Here is a 21,153-nt window from a genome sequence, read left to right on the forward strand (position 1 = left end):
GTGAATCCAAAGGCAACACTGACGTTTGATGATGCTGACCAGATTCCAGTATGGGCAAGACCTTATGTGGCAACAGCAGCGGAAGCAGGCTTAATTAAGGGGAATGGGGATGGCAAATTTAATCCAAATGCCTCTTCCACTAGAGCTGAAGCAGTCACTTTGATTCTAGCAATGCTTAATTCAAAAAAATAGAAGTAACTTCGAAGAAGATCATCTGCTCTAGTGCAGGGGATCTTCTTCCTTCTTCAAGAGATCGATAGCCAAAACTATATCATGATTTCTAATGTTTTATCATTCAGGTCTCTTATCGGAAGGGCTATGATGTAAGCAGCAGATGAGTAATAGCCTGCATCAAATAAGTATTGGGGGAATGTAAAATGTATAATGCTCGACCACGTATTACACGCTTACTAAGTATGATCATGATTTCTGCCTTAACGATTCCATTGTTTACAGGTTGTGCTAAAGGGGAAACGGTTGCTGATAAGGGACAATCTACTACTCAGCCGGATACTCAGCAGGAGCAGAAAGAAGAAAAGAAGGATCCTGTTACATTAAAATTCCCAATATGGTCAACGATTACGGAGGATTTATTTGCAAAGCTTGACCTTGTAAACGAATACAAAAAGGAACATCCCAATGTCACCATTGAATTGGAGCTGTTAAAGGATACGGAGTATGAAAATACGATGAAGATCCGGAATTCAGCAAACGAATTGCCAGATATTTTGCCACTAAAATCAGCATGGCTGATTAATTTCAAGGATAATATTTTGCCTCTTGATGACTTAGAAGCAGCCAAGAACAATTTATTCGCAGCTGATTTCAAGGTGGGTGATCATATTTATGGTGTACCCGAAAGCCAATTCAATGAATATGTCTGGTATCGGAAGGGTATTTTCAAGGAATATGGACTTGAGATTCCAAAGACCTGGGGAGAGTTTGTAACTGCTGCTAAAACGATTAAAGACGGTGGCAAATATATTCCGATTGCCATGGGTGGTAAAGACGCATGGCCGGATTATCCTTTCAACGAATTTATGCCTTCTCTTGAAGCAGGAGATGGGGATTACTGGTCAACTATGGCGACGATAGATGAACCTTTTTCGAAAGGCCAAGCTTTCTATGATTCTTATGTGAAAATTCAGGAGCTGTACGATGCTCAAGTAATGGGCCCTGATCCACTTGGTGTTGGCTTTGATCAATCCAAGCTGATGTTTGGTTCCAATCAAGCGGCGATGATTGCTCTTGGTCAATGGTTCGGCAGTGATTTGAAATCGATGACGGATGTGGATATCAATGATGTAGGTGCCTTCTTGTTGCCGGTTCGAAATTCAGTAGATGAGCCATTCAATACGATTTCCATGGTAGATACGTTCTTTACAATTCCGAAATCTTCGAAGTATCCAGATGAAGCGAAAGAATTCATTAACTGGTTCTTCAGTGATGCATGGTATTCTAAATATTTGACCGAGGCTCAACTTCAATCGACAGTGAAGGATGTAAAGATTGATCTAGGTACAATGTTCGATGGTGCTTTTGACGTATCAAATCTGAATTATGTGCTTAATAAAGGCGGCAATGAGGATTATAAGAAAATTGAATCGGCGATTAAGTTCGATGTGAAGAAAATGGGGCAGGACATGATGTCAGGCAAGGATTTCGATAAGATGATGCAGGAAATGAATAAGAGTTGGAAAAATGCTCGTTCCAAATAAAAATAAATCTCAATTCGAAAGTTGAGTAATGAGGAAGGTGGCTACCATTTAGATGAGGCCACTTTCCTTATATAGAAAGGGAATGGAGGGATAGAAATGAAAACGATTTCTATGCAGAAAAACATACTGTTATTCAGTTTTTTATTGATTCCTATATTGCTGCTATTGATGTTTGTGCTTTACCCGCTTATAGAGCTTGTCAGAATAAGTTTTACCGATTGGAATGGAGTGAATACCCAGCAAGTTTATATAGGTTTCGACAATTACATTAAGATGTTTACGGATTCATCAGATGTATGGCTATCACTTCGCAATAACGGCATCTATTTCATTTTTCATTTAATTATGATTCCGCTTGAACTAGCGATTGCGGTTTTATTGGATAGTAAGATTCGTGCCAGCAAGTTTTTTAAGTCCATCATATTCATGCCTTACATTATCAATGGGGTTGCTATTTCGTATATATTCGCCTTCTTTTATAGTCCCATTAATGGTGGTTTAAATGGCATTCTTGAAGTGCTTGGGCTAGAGTCGCTCATACAGAATTGGTTGACGAATGAGTCTATAGTTAACCTTAGCTTAGTGTTTGTATCGATTTGGCGATTCTCAGGCTTCCATGTCATCTTATTCCTAGCCGGCTTACAATCCATTCCTGAGGATCAATTCGAGGCAGCAAAAATGGATGGTGCCAACAACATTCAGAATTTCTGGTATATTATCATTCCAGGTGTGAAAAAGGTACTAGAGGTTATTTTGTTCTTAAACATCGTTGGGGCACTACAAGTGTTCGATATTCCGTATATTATGACACAGGGCGGTCCGGGTCATGCGAGTAGTACATTCACATTATATACCCTGGAGACGGCCTTTAAATTTAACAGCTTCGGTATGGCTTCTGCGATGGGCATTACGATGTTAATTCTCATTATAATCCTGAATGGTGTACAGAGCAGGCTGTTCAACCTTAAGGGGGTTGGTGAGGAATGACGACGACTCGTTTAGCAATCCCTATCAAAAAGCTTGCCTTGTATTTTATTCTAATTATGATTTGTATGATTATCTTCATCCCCTTGCTTATAACGTTATTCGCTTCATTTAAAACTTCGGTGGAAATTGGCTCTGAATTTGCTCTAAAGTTGCCTGCAAGCTTTGATTTCGATAACTACAAAGTTGTACTGGAAAAGGGAAAGTTTCTACAGGGATTTGGTAACTCATTATTTCTTATTGCAGTCGGTGTCATCATTAATTCTCTATTGGGAACAATGACTGCCTATGCCATCAATAGATTTGAATTTCGCTTGAAGAAGATCATACTCGGTCTCTTTGTAGCAGGTATGATCATGCCCGGTATGATTACTGAAATTTCACGGTTTACCATTATTAAAAATCTTGGACTTTATAATACAATTTGGGCTCCGATAGTGATTTATGCAGCAACGAATCTGGTACAGCTCTATATTTATACGCAGTTTATAAATGGTATTCCCAAAGAATTGGACGAGAGTGCGATGCTTGATGGATGCTCATACTTTAGAGTCTTCAATAAAATGATCTTCCCACTTCTACTGCCGGCAACTGCAACATTAGCAATTATTAAAGCGGTTGATGTGATGAATGATATGTATGTTCCATATCTGTATATGCCGTCAAGCGCACTAAGAACGTTGACTACAACGTTGATGTATTTTAGTAGTTCAAAGTTTGGAAGTTGGGATTATTTAAGCGCTGCGATTATATTGGTTATGTTACCGACACTTGTGATTTATCTTGTGTTTTCAAAGTACATTTTCAAAGGTATCGTTGCAGGCGCAGTGAAATCATAAGGAGGGATGATAGTTGAGCAGCAAAGGACGAATGACAGTACCCATAGAAGCAGGCATGGATTACGATTTATTGAAAGACATTCTTGAGCGATGGGGAGCTGATGCAGTACGGAATAGTGATGGAACGGACCTGCCTGACCAGTTGCAGGAGATGAAGATGAAAGTCTATTCCACGTATTTCCCGACAAGAAATGATCAGTTGTGGGCACACGAGCATCCCGATCAACGTCAGCAAATGTACATTATGACGCCCCATATTACGGCTGTCGAGGAGTCGCTGCAAATTGAGCTAATGAAGGGCTATTATCGGGAACAGCTTGAAGTAGATTATGATCATGATTCCAAGCGATGGTGGGAAGTCATCAACCGAACGACAGGAGAAATTGTGGATCCTGAAAGCTGGAGTGTCGATCCACTAACAGGAATTATTACCCTCCATCAGGTGAACAGATTCCATAGCTATACCGTTACATTTCTAGTCTGGCAAATTTGGGATCAGACCCAGATGTACAATCATATAACGAATCAGTGGGGAGATAAGCCTCATGAGATTCCGTATGATGCTCGTCATTCGCTAACATGGGCACATATCACAGAGTATATGAAAAACTGGCTCGACGCAAACAAGCATGTTGACGTAGTACGTTTTACCACCTTCTTCTATCACTTCACCATAATCTTTAATGAGTTAGCAAAGGAGAAGTATGTTGATTGGTTTGGCTATTCGACGACAGTTAGTCCGCTAGCGTTAGAGCAATTTGAGGCAGAGTATGGTTACGGGATGCGTCCAGAGTTTCTTGTTGATCAGGGGTATCATAATACGCCTTTCCGCAATCCGAGCAAACAGTATCGGGATTGGATGCAATTTCAACATAAATTTGTCTGTAAACAGATTCGGGAATTAGTTGACATCACCCATCAAGCAGGACGTGAAGCGATAATGTTTCTGGGTGACAATTGGATCGGTACTGAACCCTATGGCGATCTGTTTCCGTCTACTGGGCTAGACGCTGTGGTAGGCTCTGTTGGTAATGGTGCCACGTTGCGAATGATATCCGATATACCTGGTATGAAATATACAGAGGGCCGTTTTCTTCCGTACTTTTTCCCAGATGTATTCTATGAGGGGGGCAATCCAACGGCTGAAGCAATTGATAATTGGGTAAAGGCGAGAAGAGCAATTCTACGAAAACCAGTCGACCGAATCGGTTATGGCGGTTATTTGAGCTTGGCTGCTTCATTTCCTGACTTTATAACATGTGTAGAACAGATAGGTGAGGAATTTCGGACCCTGTATGATCGAATGAACGGTACGAAGGCATATACGCCTAAGTTTAAAGTAGCAGTGCTCAATTCTTGGGGCAAGCTTCGCTCTTGGCAGACTACGATGGTCGCCCATGCTCTTTGGTACAAAAAAATTTATAGCTATCTAGGCATGCTTGAGTCGTTAAGTGGATTAGCAGTTGATGTTGAGTTTATTAGCTTTGATGATGTGCTAGAGTCGGGTATACCGGAAGATATAGGAGTCATTTTGAACGCCGGGGATGCAGGAACCGCATGGAGCGGCGACGATTATTGGGCTAATGAAGCAATCATTGCTTGCTTGAAACAATTTGTCTATAACGGTGGCGGCTTTATTGGAATTGGCGAACCAAGTGCGTTTATGTATCAGGGGCGTTTTTTTCAGATGAGCGATGTGCTGGGTGTGGATAAAGAAATAGGCTACACCTTAAGCTACACTAAGTATGATCAAGAAAATACGAGCGATCACTTCATTATGGGGGGACAAGTTAAACCGATTGATTGTGGAGAGAAAGTTGAATTTATTCGCAGTGTAAGTGAGCAAACGCAAATCATTCAAATGCAAAGAGGCGACATTGCCGTAGCGGCGAATAGTTTTGGGAAAGGACGCAGCGTTTATATTGCAGGATTACCTTACTCACCGGCAAATAGCCGCTTACTGCTTCGATCGATCTATTGGGCCGCAAGTGCAGAGAATGAGATGTTGTCGTGGTATTGTGATAATGTAGAAACGGAATGCGCCGTTTATTTGGAAACTGGCTGGGGAGTCGTCATTAACAACTCACTGGATCCGCAACGAACGAAGTTGTATAAAAATGCTGAGAGCTATATTGAGGTTGAGCTTAAACCGGGCGGTCATGAATGGTTTAGGGTGGATAGTTTAACTAATAGCTCGATAAATAAGTTTGGTTGTTATTAACATAGAACAGAGGTAATCTCAATCCGGCTAAATATAAACAACAACGCTTGGGCTCATCATGCCCAAGCGTTGTTGTTTGCTGAGTGAAGAGAGGAAGCTGACATCTTATTGTGCTTTTACGAATTCAGCATCCTTTTGCAGTCAGATCACCTTCCACTTAGTGTAGAGACAGTCCTATGGATATTCAGTATGGTGACAGCACAATTTTGACTTAATTTATTTGACGAATGGCTTCGATTTTATTTTTAATCAGGCAACCGTGGATCGAGTGCTGGAGGATCTAATAACCTAGGGTATCAAATTGTCAGGTGGAGACCGGCTGGGGAAAACGATTATATTTGCGCAGACTAAAAAACACCTCACAGTACCTCGTAGATCGATTTGATAAACTGTATCCTCAGTATAAAGGTGATTTTTCCAAGCGAATTGTATCGGGGGACAAGGCTTCGTAATGATCTCTTTGGAGAATTCAAGGATACCCCGTTTGGCGTGCAGGTGCGCAAAATTTCCAAGCTGGAGTATGAAGCACCAACGGCTGCATTTTAGGAATTTATCAATGACCATTCGCTGAGTCTGGGGCAAATTTTTTTGTCAAAAAGGTTATTGATTACATAGTCCAGAACGGTTATATCGACAATGGGTCTGAACTGATTAAGCCGCTTTTGATAAGCCGCAGAGTTCATCAAGCTGTTTGACGGGACGAAGCAACGAAGACTTGTAGAGATGGTTACACAGATTAAAGATTAAAGAGAATGCGGTTAAGATTATTGGGTAGAGTTAGGGTTGGAATTTATATTTTCACCTCAGCTTGTAGATATGCTCACCAGTAGTTTGAAAAACAAGTGCCAGACCACGATCATCCGTGGTCTGGCTTTCATTTGATGGAGCTCATCGTATAAAATTGTTCACACTGTCTACTCCACACATGTAGAGTGAGGAAACATATTATAATTTTTGGGGACGAACTGGAGACGAAAATCGTCACCAAGCGTCATAAATGAACAGAATAGATCACACGCAGTGGGGAAAGATCCTTACTTAATAAGGATTCTTCCTACATCTGTCTACTGTAACTTAAACCATCTCTATCGCTGGCAGCGATGAGGTCAGGGGTTCGATCCCCCTTGGCTCCACCAAACTCATATGGACTCTTAGCTCAGTTGGTAGAGCAGCAGACTCTTAATCTATTTGTCCAGGGTTCGAGCCCCTGAGAGTCCATCCTAAAGAAACGGCAGAAATGCCGTTTTTTTTGTTGTTTGTGAAGTGGTTTTGCTAGAAAATAGACCATACTCCTTTGCGAGAAGGCGGTCTATTTTTTTTGCGCTGAGGTAAGATTCAGTGCTCTCTCTCGGACGGAGATTATGATAATCTGCACCTCAAGGCCAGGCAATGCTTCATCAAGTCAACAATAGACTCTAGTCGGTACGAGCGACTTAGGTTATTATGAAAGCGCAAACAAGTTTTCTGGAAGTCATGAAAGCTACAATTTAGCTACAGAGCACAAAGGTAATCTGAACGGAGGATACGATGGAAAACTGGTTAGGTAAATCGTTAAAGCAGAAGCTGAGCTTGTTGATTATTATTTCGGTATTGGTACCGGTGTTGTCTCTGGGACTGTTCTCCTATTATATTGCTGAAAGCTTAACGGAAGAGAAAGCGAAAAGTTCAGGCATGAACACGCTTCGGCAAATTGGTGCCTATTTGGAAAATATGGTGAGCGATGTCGAGAATCTATCACTATTCCTCATCGGCCACCCTGATGTCCAAAGCTATTTGAAAACACCGGAACACGATTTGCTAAAGCAAACCTCGATCGTTAATTTACTTACAACATTATCGATTTCCAAACCATATATCGCCAATGTCATGATCGAATCGAATGAAGATAATAAGCCGTCGGTTTCCTTCAGATCCGTCCTCGAATCAGAATGGACCGATATTCAGAACGAATATCCCAGTTATTATGAGGAATATCCTAAATGGTGGTCACCGGTGCATCACTTCGTTACATCGGACGGCAAAGAGGATGTCATAACGATGTCGCGGCCGATTCGCAGCACATCAAAATATTACGATATCGGCATGCTTAAAATTAGCTTGACACAATCGGTTATCTCTAGCCATTTAAAGCAAGCTGGACTAGAGGGTGAAGGCGTCGCCCTGCTGTTGGACGGACAAAATCGGATATTGGCTGGGCCAGAAGGGTATTCGACTAACAAGAACTTGAACGATTATTTTCCCGGAATAGTTGATTTCAAGAGTAAGTCGGGTTCGTTCGATTACGGAGAAGCGGAGGAGCGGAGTACCGTACTGTACTATCAGATGCCGAATGTTAACTGGAGGCTCGTAGGCATCATTCCGGCAAAAGCTTACAGAGCGCAGAACCAGTATTTTTTAACGTTAACTGCAATTGCAGTCAGCATTTCCATGCTTTTTGTCATCGCTTTTGTACTTGTACTTATTCAAAAGGTGACGAAACCGTTGTCTGCATTAACGAAGTTTCTTAGGAATTCCAGCCCAGACGAACCGCTGCCGACGCTGCCCGTCACATCGATCGATGAGGTTGGACAACTGATTATTAGCTATAATCGGATGAGCTCGCGAATTATTAATCTAACCGATGAGGTGAAGCACAACGAAGCGTTGAAGAAGGAAGCGGATATGTCGGCGCTTCAAGCGCAGATCAATCCGCATTTTCTATACAATACGTTATCGTCAGTCCACTGGATGGCACTAATGAAGGGAGACGAAAAAATTGCAGATATGGTCGGCTCATTGAGTGATTTTCTTCGTTTCAGCTTAAATAAAGGACAGGAATATTGTGCAATCAGCCAAGAAATTTTGCATGTAGATCATTATGTGAAGATCCAGTCCATTCGATATCCAGATAAATTTGATTACGAGGCGAATATTCCGGCGGAACTGCTCGATATGAGAATGCTGAAGCTGCTGCTCCAGCCGCTAATTGAAAATGCGATGATTCATGGCATTTTGAAAAGAGAGGGTAAAGGAAGCATTATCGTTAAAGCGGCGTCAGCGGGAGAGCGTATAACCTTTATTGTTCAAGATGACGGTGTAGGCATGAGCAGGGAAAGATTGGAGCTGTTGAGGGAGAAGGTAAGCGCAAACTTGGGCATTGATCCGCTGAAGAATAATGACTCGGCAGGCAGCAGCTACGGATTGCGCAACGTTCATAATCGGCTGCAGCTTCATTATGGGCATGAAGCCGGTTTACGGATCGAAAGCGTAGAAGGAAGCGGCACTAAAGTTAGTTTTACGATTATACCGCTCCAATCAGAAATCAAATAGGCTGCAACCTTTGTGGGAAGGAAGGAGAATGTGCACATGAAGCTGTTAATTGTAGATGACGAAGTCATTATTAGGACCGGCCTTAGCACGGTTATTAAATGGGAAGAGAATGGCATTGAGCTGCTCGCGCCGGCTGCTTCTGCAGAGGAAGCGCTGATGCGCATTCCGATAGAGTGTCCTGACATCATTCTAACCGATATTCGGATGACGGGAATGACGGGATTGGAATTGTCTCGCGAGGTTAAGCGGAATTTTCCTTACATTGAAATTGTTATATTGTCTGGATTCGATGATTTTGCATATGCACAGCAAGCGATGCGGGAAGGAATAAGTGATTATTTGCTTAAAAATAGCCGTCCTGGCGATATCATGACTGCGGTTATGCGCGTGAAGCAGCGTATCGTCAGCAGACGGGAGGCCGTGCTTCAAGAAGCCATCCATCAAACGGCGTTCCGTTGGAAGCAACTGGATCGGTTTCTTCGCGGGGACAATCTCCTGACGGAGCGTGAAAGTGAGGAACTGTTGATCTATTATCCTGAGCTGAGGCTAGGATCGGATATGGAGAAGCTAGAGCTATGGCTAGTGACATCAGCGTCTCCACTGACAATGAAGGAGGAGACGGAAAGTGAAATGAATGAGGCGACTGCGATGATTAGGGATTCACTTGGCTGTGTCATTCTGGATTGGGAAAATGGATGGCTGCTTATTTTCCGCAGGGGGCAGCCGGGCGCGAAGCGATTGGTTAAGGCGTCGATGGAGCGGGCGGAGCGCGTTTATTGCCAGCCTTTTTTTGCCGCATGCGGTGTATGGGCCAGCAACGTGGTAGAACTGAGGGAGTCACTTCGCACCGCCGAACAAACCGCCTCGTACCGCTGGTTGGCAGAGGAAGCAAGAATGCTGGCCTATGAGGATATTAAAGATCGGAAAGGAATGCAGACCGTTTGTACGGAAGAAGTGGAGAGTAAGCTAACCGCCGTTCTGAGAAGCGGGAGCCGAGAGGTCGTAAAACAGTGGATTAAAGGTGAACTGGCGAGCATTAGACAGGATGCGGAAGCGACGCCTTGTTCCGTTCAAGCGTATTTACATTCCTTGATTGTTGGGGGGTACCGCTGGCTAGAGCGTGCAGCAGCGTCCGTTGGTCAATCGATGCCGAAGCTTCCACAGCTTGAACAGTTGGACATAAAGCTGCTTACTGCGAACCCAGAAGAAACTTTGCAGCAGATGCTGCTTGCGATCCATGCGCAGTATGAACGATTAAACGGCAGCAGGAATGAAGCCATTGACCGAACTGTAGCCTATATACGCGAGCATCTTGCAGACAGCTTGTCTTTGGCGCAAGTAGCGGCAAGCGTACATATGAATCCGAACTATTTTAGCAAGCTGTTTAAACAGGAAACAGGTAAAAACTATATTGAGTATGTAACGGAAGCGAGAATGGAATGGGCTAGCCGTTTGTTGAAGGAAACGCCGGCGAAGGTGAGCGAGATCGCTAAGCGGGTAGGCTACGAGGATATGAAGCATTTTAACCAGCTATTTAAGCGTTACAGTGGCGAAACTCCTTCGCAATACCGTTCAAGATGAATCGACGAAGGTGAAAATACCCCCCGTATGGGCTTAATTTTCCCCCCTACGACTTCTCGTCTGTCTTATCTATACTAGGGTTATTACTAAAGGGGGAATATTTGAATGAAGAAGAGACTTGCGTTTGTAACGACAATTATCTTGATGATTGCCCTTTTGGCAACCGCTTGCAACAATAGCGGAAAAAAGGAGCAGAGCAATGAAGACAACAAAAGCTCTGGAGAAAAAACGAAAATATCAATATGGCATAACTTCGCGGGTGACGACCTGCGTGCCAAAGCGGTTAGAGACCTGATTGACAAGTATAAAGAGGAGCATCCAGACGTTGAGGTAGACGCGCAAGCGATCCCGGTTGACGGTTATCGTCAACGCCTAAGCACGGTGGCTGCGGCAAATGAAATGCCAGATGTATTTTTCGTATATGCGGGCAGCCAATCCCAAGAGTTCTATGATGCCGGTAAGCTTCAACCGATTACAGAGTTGATGGATAAATACCCAGAATGGAAGAACAGTTTCTTGGCAGGGGCATTCGACCGCTATGAGTTTGAAAAAGGACAAATTTTCACCGCGCCGCTCGGTATGTCCGCAACTTCGTTCATGTATTATAACAAAGATCTTTTCGAGAAGCATAGTGTAAAAGTGCCGACTACTTGGGAAGAGATGATGACTGCAATTAAAACATTCAACGACAACGGCATTACTCCGATTGCCCTTGGCAATAAAGCGCCGTGGGTTGCACAATCGACGATTATCGGTTCGTTGGCTGACCGTGTGACGGGCACGGAATGGTTCTTGAAAGCTGCAGCTCAAGATGGAGCGTCTTTTACAGATCCTGTGTTCATTGATGCTTTGGGCAAGTACAAAGAGCTCGTTGACAATAAAGCGTTTCAAGATGGCGCAAATAGCATCGACAACACGCAAGCAGAGCAATACTTCATTCAAGGCAAGGCAGCTATGATGATTAACGGCGCTTGGTCGCTTACGAATCTTGCAGCATCCGCAACTCCTGAGCAGTTGGCACCTATCGAAGTCACAACAATGCCTGGCATAGAAGGTGGAGCAGGCAAACCGAATACGATTTCCGGTGGCGCAGGCGCTGGCTTTGCGCTTAACAAAAATACAAAAGGCGCACAGAAGCAGGCAGCGCTTGATCTGATCTACGCAGTAAGCGGACCGGATGGCCAAAAGGCGATCGCAGAAAGCAACTCAATGGTTATGTACAAAGTAGAACTGGATAAGTCGAAAGTAAGCCCGCTTTACTTCAAAGCTTATGAATTGGCTGTGAATTCTGAAATTACGCCAGTATATGACGCCTATTTATCTGCTGAAGCAGGCGAGGTGATCAACAACGGTCTTCAAGAGCTTATGATGGGCGGTAAGCCGGAGGATGTAGCTAAAAAACTGCAGGATGCGCAAGCGCGTTCGACTAAAAAGTAATCAGACAAAAGTACGTAAAGGAGGCTGTCGCCATGCCTGCATCATTGCGCAGCAGAAGCTTCGTCATCATGGCGCTGCTTCCTGCACTACTCATCTTTATCATCTTTGCGATCGTCCCGATTTTTTGGTCAGCTTACTACGGTTTCTTTGAGTGGAAGGGACTCGGTGCTGCTAAGCTTATCGGGTTGGATAATTATCGAATGATACTAGAGGATCCAGTATTCTGGAGAGCACTGAAAAACAACCTGATCCTTGTTGTCTCAGCAGTAATAGGTCAAGTATCGGTCGCATTGCTGCTTTCATTGTTCTTGCTCAAGAACACGATGTTCAATCGGTTGATGCGCTCCGCCGTATTTCTCCCGATGGTGCTGTCTACAGTCGTCGTCGGTCTCATCTGGGGCTATATTTATCACCCGCAAATCGGTTTGCTGAATCAATTATTGGAGACGCTGGGACTGGAATCTTGGCGCCGACCTTGGCTAGACGATCCTAAAATCAATATGTTTGCCGTATCGATCCCGATTAACTGGGCGAATATCGGCCCGTATCTTATCATTTTCATCGCTGCACTCCAAAATATCTCTTCAGAAATTGAAGATGCTGCGAAGATCGACGGGGCGGTAGCCTGGAGAAAGCTATTTTTCGTGACGCTCCCGATGATTTGGGGAACAGTTGTTGTAACCATCGTACTGTGCATATCTGGAAGTTTGAAGGCATTCGACCATGTTATCGTCATGACGCGCGGCGGTCCTGCACAATCGACAGAATTGCTCGCCACATATATGTACAATAACACCTTTACGGTATACCGTTACGGCTACGGCTCTGCGGTATCCACAATGATTATTCTGATTAGCGCCGTGCTCATTGGCCTAAATCATATCATCACGAAGAGACGCGGCTAATGGGCGGTCGGCTAATGTTAGCCCGGCCGATGAAGGAGTGAATCGCTATGCAAGCAATGATAGACGCTCGGTCGGAGAAGATGAGAGGCTCGCTGTGGCGTAAGCCGATTTCCGGAATTGCGAAAATCATCCTGTTATTTTATGCCATAATTACATTGTATCCGCTATACTGGTTAGGAATAAGTGCATTCAAGTCGAATCAGGAATTTTTCAATCGTCCCTATTCCTGGCCGCAGCATTGGCAGTTCGACAATATAACCCGGGCATGGGATCTCGGAAATATGGGCCGGGCGGTGCTCAACTCTACAATTGTTACCCTCTCAGCACTGCTGCTGACCATTGTGCTCGGCATGCTTGCAGCTTATGTGCTTGCCCGGTTCCCATTCAAGTTGAGTGGCGTTGTAAAAGGATTGTTCTTGCTAGGCATGCTCATTCCAATTCATAGCACACTCGTTCCATTATTTATTTTCATGAACAAGCTCGGGATGCTGAATACGTACTGGTCACTCATCCTACCGTATACGGCATTTGAATTACCAATTGCGATCTTCCTTGGAATGTCCTACATCGTATCCATTCCGAGAGAAGTAGAGGAAGCGGCGATGATCGACGGCAACGGCTGGTGGGGAATCTTCGGACGCATCATTTTCCCGTTGTCCCTGCCGATCGTCGCTACGATTACAATTCTTGCATTTTTGAGGTTTTGGAATGACTTTTCCTTCGCGCTCGTCTTTATTAATTCTCAAGCGCTGAAGACGCTGCCCCTCAGCTTGTCGCTCTTCTCCGACGGATTCGGAACGGACTACAGCTTAACGATGGGTGCGATGTTTATTGCTGCAATACCAACCATCCTTATCTTTTTGATCTTCCAAGAGCATATTATGAAAGGCATGGTTGCAGGCTCGGTCAAAGGTTGACACCCTTGATCGAGTTTTTGATGTGATTTTATATATATTTCATTCTTGTGGAGGGATTGATAGTGAAGTTACATTTTATAGGAGAATTGAGCGAGCTTCAATCAGGGCTTCAGTTGCTGCTTGCCGAACTTAAGTCAGAATGGTCGGAGGATGGAATTCCCGTTTTAATAGAACCGTCTTCAGGAGAACTGGAAGTTGGTTATGATGGTAAAAGCGCTTATATTCGTTATAGTGCTAAACATCAGTTCTTCCGCGGCTTGGGACTGTTGATTCAGAAGATTAGTGGCGGAGAGCAATTTCAAATTACAGAGCAACAACAATTCGATGCGATCGGTCCGATGTTTGATTTATCGCGCAATGGAGTGCTGACCGTTGAAAGCTTCAAGTTTATGCTGCGCAAAATGGCGCTGATGGGCTTGAATAGCGTCATGCTCTATTTGGAAGACACTTACGAGATAGAAGGCGAGCCTTATTTCGGCTATATGCGCGGCCGTTACTCGGCGGCGGAGTTGAAGGAAATCGACGATTACGCCGATCAATTCGGCATTGAAGCGTTCCCGAGCATTCAGACACTGGCTCATTTGGAGGAGTTTTTGAAATGGGAGCCAGTAAAGGAATATAAAGATACAAAAGGCGCGTTGCTAGTTGGAGCGGAGAAGACCGATCGTCTGGTCGAAAATATGATTGTCAGCATTAGCGCGCCGTTCCGCAGCCGGAAAATCCACATCGGCATGGATGAAGCGGAAGAGCTTGGACGCGGTAAATTTTTGGATCGCAATGGACATATGAACCGTTTTGATATCATGACAGGCCATCTGGAGCGGGTGCTCGCAGTAACTCGACGGTTAGGGTTGAAACCGATGATGTGGAGCGATATGTTCCTGAAGCTGGCTTCAGCTAACGGTGAAGATTATTATGGCCATGAGACGCAAATATCAGAGGATATGTCGAGACGCATTCCTAAGGACATAGATATGGTTTACTGGGACTATAACCACGTCGAGGAGAAGGACTACGAAACATTGATCGCCAAACACCGGCCGCTCGGCAATAATCTTATTTTTGCGGGTGCTGTGTGGGTATTCAATACGTTCGGCGTCAATTACGGGCTATCCTTGCCGGCGACCGATGCAGCGCTGACGGTATGCAAGAAGGAAGGTATCCGGGAAGTTTATGCGACGATGTGGGGTGACGACGGAATGGAGAGCAATCCGTACATCGCTTTGCTCGGCTTGCAGTATTATGCGGAGCATGCTTATTCTTCGTCGACGCCGACTGACAAGGCGCTGGCCGAGCGCGTTCGGTTCTGCACCGGCATCGAGGCGGACGCTTACATGGGGCTGAAGTATTTGGACGAGACACCGGGAGCTGCACCAAATAATCAGAAGCAGAGCAATCCGTCTAAGTTTCTGTTGTATCAGGATGTACTGCTGGGGCTGTTCGACAAACAGATTGATGGGCTAGATATGGCGGCTCATTATGCATGGGCGGAAGGTGAAATTGCTAGCCGCAGAAAAGCTGAGGCAGAGCTAGATTACTTGTTCGAGGTGCCGCAAAAGCTGTGTGCGGTGTTGAAGCAGAAGAGCGAAATCGGTCTTGAGCTGAAGCGGGCTTATGACAGTGGAGACAAGGCAGTGCTTAGGCGGATTGCAGAGGATATTTTGCCCGAAATCTCGCTGGGTGTGCAAAATCTTCGCGCCGCACACCGGAAGCAATGGCTATCGATGTTCAAACCGTTCGGCTGGGAGGTGCTCGATATTCGTTACGGCGGCGTTGTAAGCCGGCTGGATACAGCGAGCATGAGGCTGTTAGAATATGCGGACGGAAAGCTCGAACGGATTGAGGAGCTGGAGCAGGAACGATTGCTGTATAGCACGACGAACCGCTTCACCGACAAAGGTGCAGGCTGGTGCAGCTATTATTACCGCATGGCGTCGCCAAACGTCTTTTTCCATGTGATCAATCCATTCTAGGTTGAAGAATTATTCTCAAGCAAATTGAAATCAATGGTACTGGTCATGAAGTGATGGTTAGGGGCTCCGTTTTTTGTATATTTAATGTACAAGCAGGGGGGAACGAGGATAAAATACGTGGTGAAGACAGTAAAAGATTAGACATAAAGAAAGCTGTCGAGTCATTCTCGACAGCCTGAGCAGCTCGAGTCCCCATAGAGGTCGAGCTGTTTTTATTTTGTAAATCTTACTATTCGCTATGCGCATTTGTTCCTTACCTTAGTTTACCAAGCCATTAGCGGATTGTTTTTCTTTCCATACCATCGTAATTACAAGACCAATAAACATAATGACAGCCGCAAAGAGATACGGATAGTTGATGTTTACATCAAATAATACTCCGCCTAATGCAGGACCGATGATATTACCAAGGCTAGTATAGGTTGAGTTCATGCCAGCGACAAAGCCTTGCTCTTTTTCAGCCGTTTTTGATAAATAGGTCGTTAGTGCTGGACGGAGTAGGTCAAACGCGAGAAAGATGAAGCAGGTTACTAGCAGAACAGTTAAATAGTTATTGATCATGGTGGAGGCTACAGCTAAGGCTACGCCAGCAATTAAGCAGAGTTGAATGAGCTTTTTTTCACCGAGCTTATCTACCATTTTACCGAATAAAAAGACCTGCACAACCACCCCGAAGATTGAGCTTATTGTAATGATGGTTGCAATATCCCGTGGAGTGAAGCCAAATTTATGATCAGAAAACAGGCTAAACACAGTTTCATATGCCGATAAGCCAAAGGCGAGGACAAACACTATAATAAACGCAATAATATATGCTGGATGAAACGAGCGTTTAAGATCAGTGATAAAGTTGGTGTCTTTTTTAAGTTTACTGATTTCCAAAAGCTGCTCTTTGGATAGTGGCTCTTTCAGAATAAATATCGACGAAATACAAGTGATTAAGGCGAAGCCAGCAGCAAAATAGAATGGAGCACGTATACCTAGTTCAGTAATAAATCCTCCGATTCCTGGGCCAATAATAAAACCGATACTAATGGCGGCAGAAACATAACCCATTGCCTTAGGTCTTTCCTCTACTGAGGTGATGTCCGCAACATAGGCAGTGACGGCAGGCATAATGAATGCACCAGCAATCCCTCCAAGAATTCTGGCAATATAAAGAACGGATACATGTGTGCCTAAACCAAAGATTAATTCCGATACACTGAAGAGCACTAAGCCGATAACGATCATTTTTTTTCTGCCGTAAGTGTCAATCCATCGCCCAGCCAGAGGAGACATGAGTAATTGCGCGAACGCAAATGCTGCTACAAGATACCCCATCGTTTTACCTGACAAATGCATAATGTTCATAAAGGATGGCATAACAGGGACGATCAGCCCAACGCCTAGAAAAACAATGAATATGTTACTTAGTAGAATGAGTAAGACTGTTTTTTGTTCTTTCAATGGTTTCTTCATGAAGTAATACCTCTCTTTGTAAAATCACAGCTGTGAAATACCTCTCCAAAATACGGTCCATGAGGCATTTAGTTTTTCATTTAAACGGATTTCATTATTGCCATACACAAGCTCTAGCATGATCGAATCAACTACACCTAAAAAGGCAAGCGTTGGAATGGAGGCTGCATCTTCCATGATGACTTTGGCATCGATCCAAGCTTGGAATTTACTTTCAAGTACGGGTTGAATCTTTTTCTCTGTGTCGATTACTTCTTCATCAATCGCTTTAGCAAGATGGGGCGGTGGAAAAAAAGAGATACGCAGCCAGAACTTTAACTGCTCGTTCTTTTGAAACATATCAATGACCAATTGCAGATATCCTAATAAATCTGTTTTAGGATTTTGAGTCCCTACCTTACTCAAATATTGTAGTTTGGATGAGATTTCTGTCTCTTTGGCATCTTGTAGAACTTGCAGAAAAAGATCATCCTTCCCTTTGAAATGGGCATAAAGAGATTGTTTTTTCATCCCGACTTGCTCAGCAATTTGAGACAAAGAAGCCCCCTCATATCCATGAGTTGTGAAACATTTCAAAGCAATGTCTTTAATTTCTTTACTTTTCAAAAAAATCACCTCGATATTAACGAACGTTCGTCAGTTATACTAACAAAATAAATTGTTTTATGCAAATGAATATTGTTTTCGTATATAGCAATGCTAAAATCCGTTAAATTCCTTAAGCATTTTGATAAAGGTTTCAAGCTGCTGGTTATCCCATTGAGCAATACGTTCGTAAAATACGAACTCCTTATCCTGCAGCGCAGCAAAGGTTTGTTGTCGTCCAAGCTCTGTGAGCGCAAGAAGTACAGCTCGACGATCATGTGGAGAGTCTTCCCTTTTAACATACCCTAAATTTTCAAGCTGTTTGAGAAGACGACTAACCGAACTACGATCCATAGCTGTTGCTTCCGCCAAAGCAGAGGCGCTAGTCGGACCATAGGAATACAGCCAACGAACGATATGGAAAGCAGCAGGTTGTATAGAAGAATCGAAAGCGGCGGCAGTTCTGACATTCAGTGCATGTGAGGCGCTAATAAGCGCATTAATTTGTTCGCCGAGCTTTAGCTCGAGTTGTCCTCTTAACGTATCTTTGCGTTCGACATTCATTGGTTTAACCACCTAACGTAGATTATTATTCAAATATTTTATATTTTTAATTAGTTGACATTTATCAATCACTTGAATATAGTTGACATATATCAATTATATATTTTCAACAACATCCTGTCAAAATGAACTTACAGCTGTTTGAGAATGAAGATGACGACAAAACCGATTATTGTAATTACTGGAGCTACAAGTGGTTTGGGACAACTCGTTGCCATTGAAATGGCAAAGCGTGGTGCTCATCTTGTTCTGACTGCTAGGAGTGAAAGTCGCGCTGAAGCTACTCAGAAAATGATTAAAGAGAGCGTACCTGCTGCCGAAATAAATTTTTTCTACGGGGACTTATCCTTAATGAAGGATGTCAGTCGTTTGGGGCAAGAAATATGTAGCGCATATCCGAAGATAGACGTGTTAATAAATAACGCAGGACTTCATGCTTTTGAACAGCGGATCACTGCTGAGGGATTATCAGAAATGATGGCCGTGAACTATTTTGCCCCATGGATATTGACTCATACTTTACAGCATTCTTTGAAGGCAGCGGGAAGTGCGAGAATAATAAATGTGGCTTCTGAAGCTTCACGCAATCATGGAGAACTTAAGCTTCCTGAGGATTTGATAAATACATCTGATTTTTCGGCTAGAGGTTCGTCAGAGATATATGGAAAAACTAAGCTGCTTAATATCATGTTTACCGCTGAACTTGCTCGCCAATTCAAAGGAACCGGAGTTATTGTTCACGCATTAAATCCTGGTTTTAATGTAACGGGTTTGGGGCGTGAGTTATGGTTTGCACCTATACTTGAACGGGTATTGAAATTTCTTCATATTGGGAATCCACGTAAGGGAGCTGATATCATTATTCGTTTAATGATCGATCCAAAATATCAGGAGACCACAGGGGGATATTTTAATGTTGGAACAGGCAATCCAATAGTGCCCGTACATCCAGGTGGAGATAAGGAAATGGAAAATAAATTATGGAATGATACGCGATTAGTAATACATCAGATAACTCAATGACAAAAAGAGCTGATCCTAAAGTAGAACTTTCTACAATAGTGTCGGCTCTTTTTCATTTTGAATCAGCTCGTAAGCGATGTCGAAAGATGAAAATAAACTCGGATTTATTTGTGAAGTAAATTTGAATGTGTAATATTCTGAGTACTTTTGTCGCCATGCAGGAAGTAGCACAAATTTAAGGGAATATGTTGTTCAATATTCATGGTGAGGTAGAAGTGAGCGTTTATAAGTTATCTTTTAAAGGGGAGGGAACTTATGAAAAAAAATTGGCGGATGTCTAGGACTGACCCCCGTGTGGAGACAGGGATCAAAAAACCTTACAAGTTAAGCTGCCAGTCGCCGGAAATTAACCGGTGACTGGTTATTTAGTTTCGCTGATTGCAGTCGTTGTAAATGTGAGATCTTCGAGGTAAAATGTTTCAGACTTTAGTGTGGGATGAAACGATTCTATGGGGGCATTATCAGCGGGCGTTCCTTTACGCAAGTCTAGAATGCTGGAGAAGTACAACATCTTACCGGCAAATGCAAATAGGTAATGTCCGTGACGAGTTTTTGCAGAGGAGCTTCTGCATGAAATTGTCGCTTGAGCAGATTTTCTGAGGAGTGAACAGGTTGCCCATTGACCTTTCGTTTTTTCATCTTCACGCGGCACTGAAGCCTCTCACACTGCATAATCCGCTGGATTCGTTTGTGATTTATACTCTGCTCTACCCGAAGGAGCGCCGTGATTTTCCGATACCCGTAGCCGAATTTATGACGGATGCAAAGCTCCCGGAATTTTTCCACCACTTTGTCTGTATGTTTTGTCCCCACAGTTGCTTTCCAGCGGTAGTAAGTCGCTCTTGCATTCCGAGCCATGTACAAGCCTCAGACACCGTCACTTCGTTTCGAATGAATTCGATCCAAGCAATGGCGACCGCTGGTTCCACCCTCTTTCCAACTTCTCGTACTTTTTTAGCAAATCTAATTATTGCTTCAAGAATTGGTTCTCTGCCTTTACTTTTTGGAGCTCCACGGGATAACTTACTCTGGTTGCCAATGCAAAAACACCTCCAAGATTATCTCCCTATCTTACGACAAGGTTCCATTCTCTTGAAGGTGTTTTGATTTGTCTCACGTTATGGGGTCAGTTCCTGGGGTCAGTCCCATTTCTTGCATGGCTTTTTTTGCTTGATTAGCACTGGGGCAAGCGCTAGCCTAGCTATGCTCCGCTAACTGTACCTCGAAGCCGTCTGGGTCCAGTATATATAAGAATCGCAGATGGGGATTTGGTGTGATCGGTCCGCGTGCGACGGGGATGCCTTGGCTTTTCAAATACTCTATGGCATCGTCGAGCGATTCCACTTCGAAACCAACAGAAACGCCGCATTCCGGCTTCAGTGCCGGATCACTACCCTGAATAAGCTCGATTTTGGGCTGATCCACCGTGCCTAACATAACAATTTGTTTTCCTCTACTCTCAAATCTGCGGTCAATGGGAAGCCCCAGAATCCGGTTATAAAAATCAAGGGAAGCCTCCAGATCGCGCACCCTAAGCGTTACCCAATTCATGCTCAACTTCATGATTGTAATGTCCTCCTCTATCTATTTCTATGACTAAGCCGATTCTACTTAATTATACGCTTTCTTGTTCACT

At 43.8% G+C, this 21,153-nt stretch carries 19 protein-coding genes and 1 tRNA gene; 14 read left to right on the forward strand and 6 right to left on the reverse strand.

What is annotated here, in order from left to right; translation table 11 throughout:
- The 13 genes from PAENI_RS06320 to PAENI_RS06380 all read left to right on the forward strand — a co-directional run.
- Positions 1–192 (forward strand): S-layer homology domain-containing protein (locus PAENI_RS06320; protein WP_149644690.1); only part of this gene is annotated, 192 nt, incomplete at its 5' end.
- A gap of 185 nt (positions 193–377) precedes the next feature.
- Entirely contained in the window at positions 378–1,718 is a 1,341-nt protein-coding gene (locus PAENI_RS06325) for an ABC transporter substrate-binding protein (protein WP_149644691.1), read from the forward strand.
- Between the two features lie 96 nt (positions 1,719–1,814).
- A complete protein-coding gene (locus tag PAENI_RS06330; RefSeq protein WP_149644692.1) occupies positions 1,815–2,705 on the forward strand; it encodes a carbohydrate ABC transporter permease in 891 nt (296 codons plus the stop codon).
- A complete protein-coding gene (locus PAENI_RS06335; RefSeq protein ID WP_149644693.1) occupies positions 2,702–3,541 on the forward strand; it encodes a carbohydrate ABC transporter permease in 840 nt (279 codons plus the stop codon). The genes PAENI_RS06330 and PAENI_RS06335 overlap by 4 nt, the downstream gene beginning before the upstream one ends.
- Before the next feature lie 31 nt (positions 3,542–3,572).
- On the forward strand, positions 3,573–5,762 hold the full coding sequence (gene gnpA, locus PAENI_RS06340; RefSeq protein WP_149644727.1) for a 1,3-beta-galactosyl-N-acetylhexosamine phosphorylase: 2,190 nt from the start codon (positions 3,573–3,575) through the stop codon (positions 5,760–5,762).
- A gap of 408 nt (positions 5,763–6,170) precedes the next feature.
- On the forward strand, positions 6,171–6,308 hold the full coding sequence (locus PAENI_RS32180) for a hypothetical protein (protein WP_223178912.1): 138 nt from the start codon (positions 6,171–6,173) through the stop codon (positions 6,306–6,308).
- 599 nt (positions 6,309–6,907) lie between these two features.
- Positions 6,908–6,980 (forward strand) — tRNA-Lys (locus PAENI_RS06350).
- A 309-nt stretch (positions 6,981–7,289) separates the two neighbouring features.
- Complete coding sequence (locus PAENI_RS06355; protein WP_149644694.1) at positions 7,290–9,071, forward strand: sensor histidine kinase; 1,782 nt, start codon at positions 7,290–7,292, stop codon at positions 9,069–9,071.
- Positions 9,072–9,107: 36 nt separating this feature from the next.
- Complete coding sequence (locus PAENI_RS06360) at positions 9,108–10,652, forward strand: response regulator transcription factor (protein ID WP_149644695.1); 1,545 nt, start codon at positions 9,108–9,110, stop codon at positions 10,650–10,652.
- A 105-nt stretch (positions 10,653–10,757) separates the two neighbouring features.
- Positions 10,758–12,089 (forward strand): extracellular solute-binding protein, encoded by a 1,332-nt coding sequence (locus tag PAENI_RS06365; protein ID WP_149644696.1) that lies wholly within the window; start codon positions 10,758–10,760, stop codon positions 12,087–12,089.
- Positions 12,090–12,121: 32 nt separating this feature from the next.
- A complete protein-coding gene (locus PAENI_RS06370) occupies positions 12,122–12,994 on the forward strand; it encodes a carbohydrate ABC transporter permease (RefSeq protein ID WP_149644697.1) in 873 nt (290 codons plus the stop codon).
- Between the two features lie 56 nt (positions 12,995–13,050).
- Positions 13,051–13,911 (forward strand): carbohydrate ABC transporter permease, encoded by an 861-nt coding sequence (locus tag PAENI_RS06375; RefSeq protein ID WP_262495534.1) that lies wholly within the window; start codon positions 13,051–13,053, stop codon positions 13,909–13,911.
- 62 nt (positions 13,912–13,973) lie between these two features.
- Positions 13,974–15,884: a beta-N-acetylhexosaminidase gene (locus PAENI_RS06380; protein ID WP_149644698.1), complete on the forward strand. Its 1,911-nt coding sequence runs from the start codon at positions 13,974–13,976 to the stop codon at positions 15,882–15,884.
- Positions 15,885–16,142: 258 nt separating this feature from the next.
- Here the strand turns inward: PAENI_RS06380 and PAENI_RS06385 are convergent, their stop codons facing one another.
- The 3 genes from PAENI_RS06385 to PAENI_RS06395 all read right to left on the reverse strand — a co-directional run bounded on the left by PAENI_RS06385 (position 16,143) and on the right by PAENI_RS06395 (position 18,494).
- Positions 16,143–17,345, reverse strand: a complete 1,203-nt coding sequence (locus PAENI_RS06385; protein ID WP_149644699.1) for an MFS transporter — start codon at positions 17,343–17,345, stop codon at positions 16,143–16,145.
- Positions 17,346–17,369: 24 nt separating this feature from the next.
- The gene (locus PAENI_RS06390) at positions 17,370–17,960 is read right to left on the reverse strand and encodes a TetR/AcrR family transcriptional regulator (RefSeq protein WP_262495526.1); all 591 of its coding nucleotides are present in this window, start codon (positions 17,958–17,960) and stop codon (positions 17,370–17,372) included.
- An 84-nt stretch (positions 17,961–18,044) separates the two neighbouring features.
- On the reverse strand, positions 18,045–18,494 hold the full coding sequence (locus PAENI_RS06395) for a MarR family winged helix-turn-helix transcriptional regulator (protein ID WP_149644700.1): 450 nt from the start codon (positions 18,492–18,494) through the stop codon (positions 18,045–18,047).
- 153 nt (positions 18,495–18,647) lie between these two features.
- Between PAENI_RS06395 and PAENI_RS06400 the strand changes: the two genes are divergently transcribed.
- Positions 18,648–19,517 (forward strand): SDR family NAD(P)-dependent oxidoreductase, encoded by an 870-nt coding sequence (locus tag PAENI_RS06400; RefSeq protein ID WP_149644701.1) that lies wholly within the window; start codon positions 18,648–18,650, stop codon positions 19,515–19,517.
- A 486-nt stretch (positions 19,518–20,003) separates the two neighbouring features.
- Here PAENI_RS06400 and PAENI_RS33015 read toward each other — a convergent pair whose 3' ends face one another.
- The 3 genes from PAENI_RS33015 to PAENI_RS06410 all read right to left on the reverse strand — a co-directional run bounded on the left by PAENI_RS33015 (position 20,004) and on the right by PAENI_RS06410 (position 21,080).
- The gene (locus PAENI_RS33015) at positions 20,004–20,330 is read right to left on the reverse strand and encodes an IS3 family transposase (RefSeq protein ID WP_410477459.1); all 327 of its coding nucleotides are present in this window, start codon (positions 20,328–20,330) and stop codon (positions 20,004–20,006) included.
- Positions 20,225–20,446, reverse strand: a complete 222-nt coding sequence (locus PAENI_RS32520; RefSeq protein WP_262495527.1) for a hypothetical protein — start codon at positions 20,444–20,446, stop codon at positions 20,225–20,227. Before PAENI_RS32520 ends, PAENI_RS33015 begins: the two co-directional genes overlap by 106 nt.
- 268 nt (positions 20,447–20,714) lie before the next feature.
- Complete coding sequence (locus tag PAENI_RS06410) at positions 20,715–21,080, reverse strand: VOC family protein (RefSeq protein WP_149644703.1); 366 nt, start codon at positions 21,078–21,080, stop codon at positions 20,715–20,717.
- Positions 21,081–21,153: the final 73 nt, after the last annotated feature.

It is taken from the genome of Paenibacillus sp. B2(2019), assembly GCF_008370385.1.
In the GTDB taxonomy this organism is placed as follows: Bacteria; Bacillota; Bacilli; order Paenibacillales; family Paenibacillaceae; genus Paenibacillus_AQ.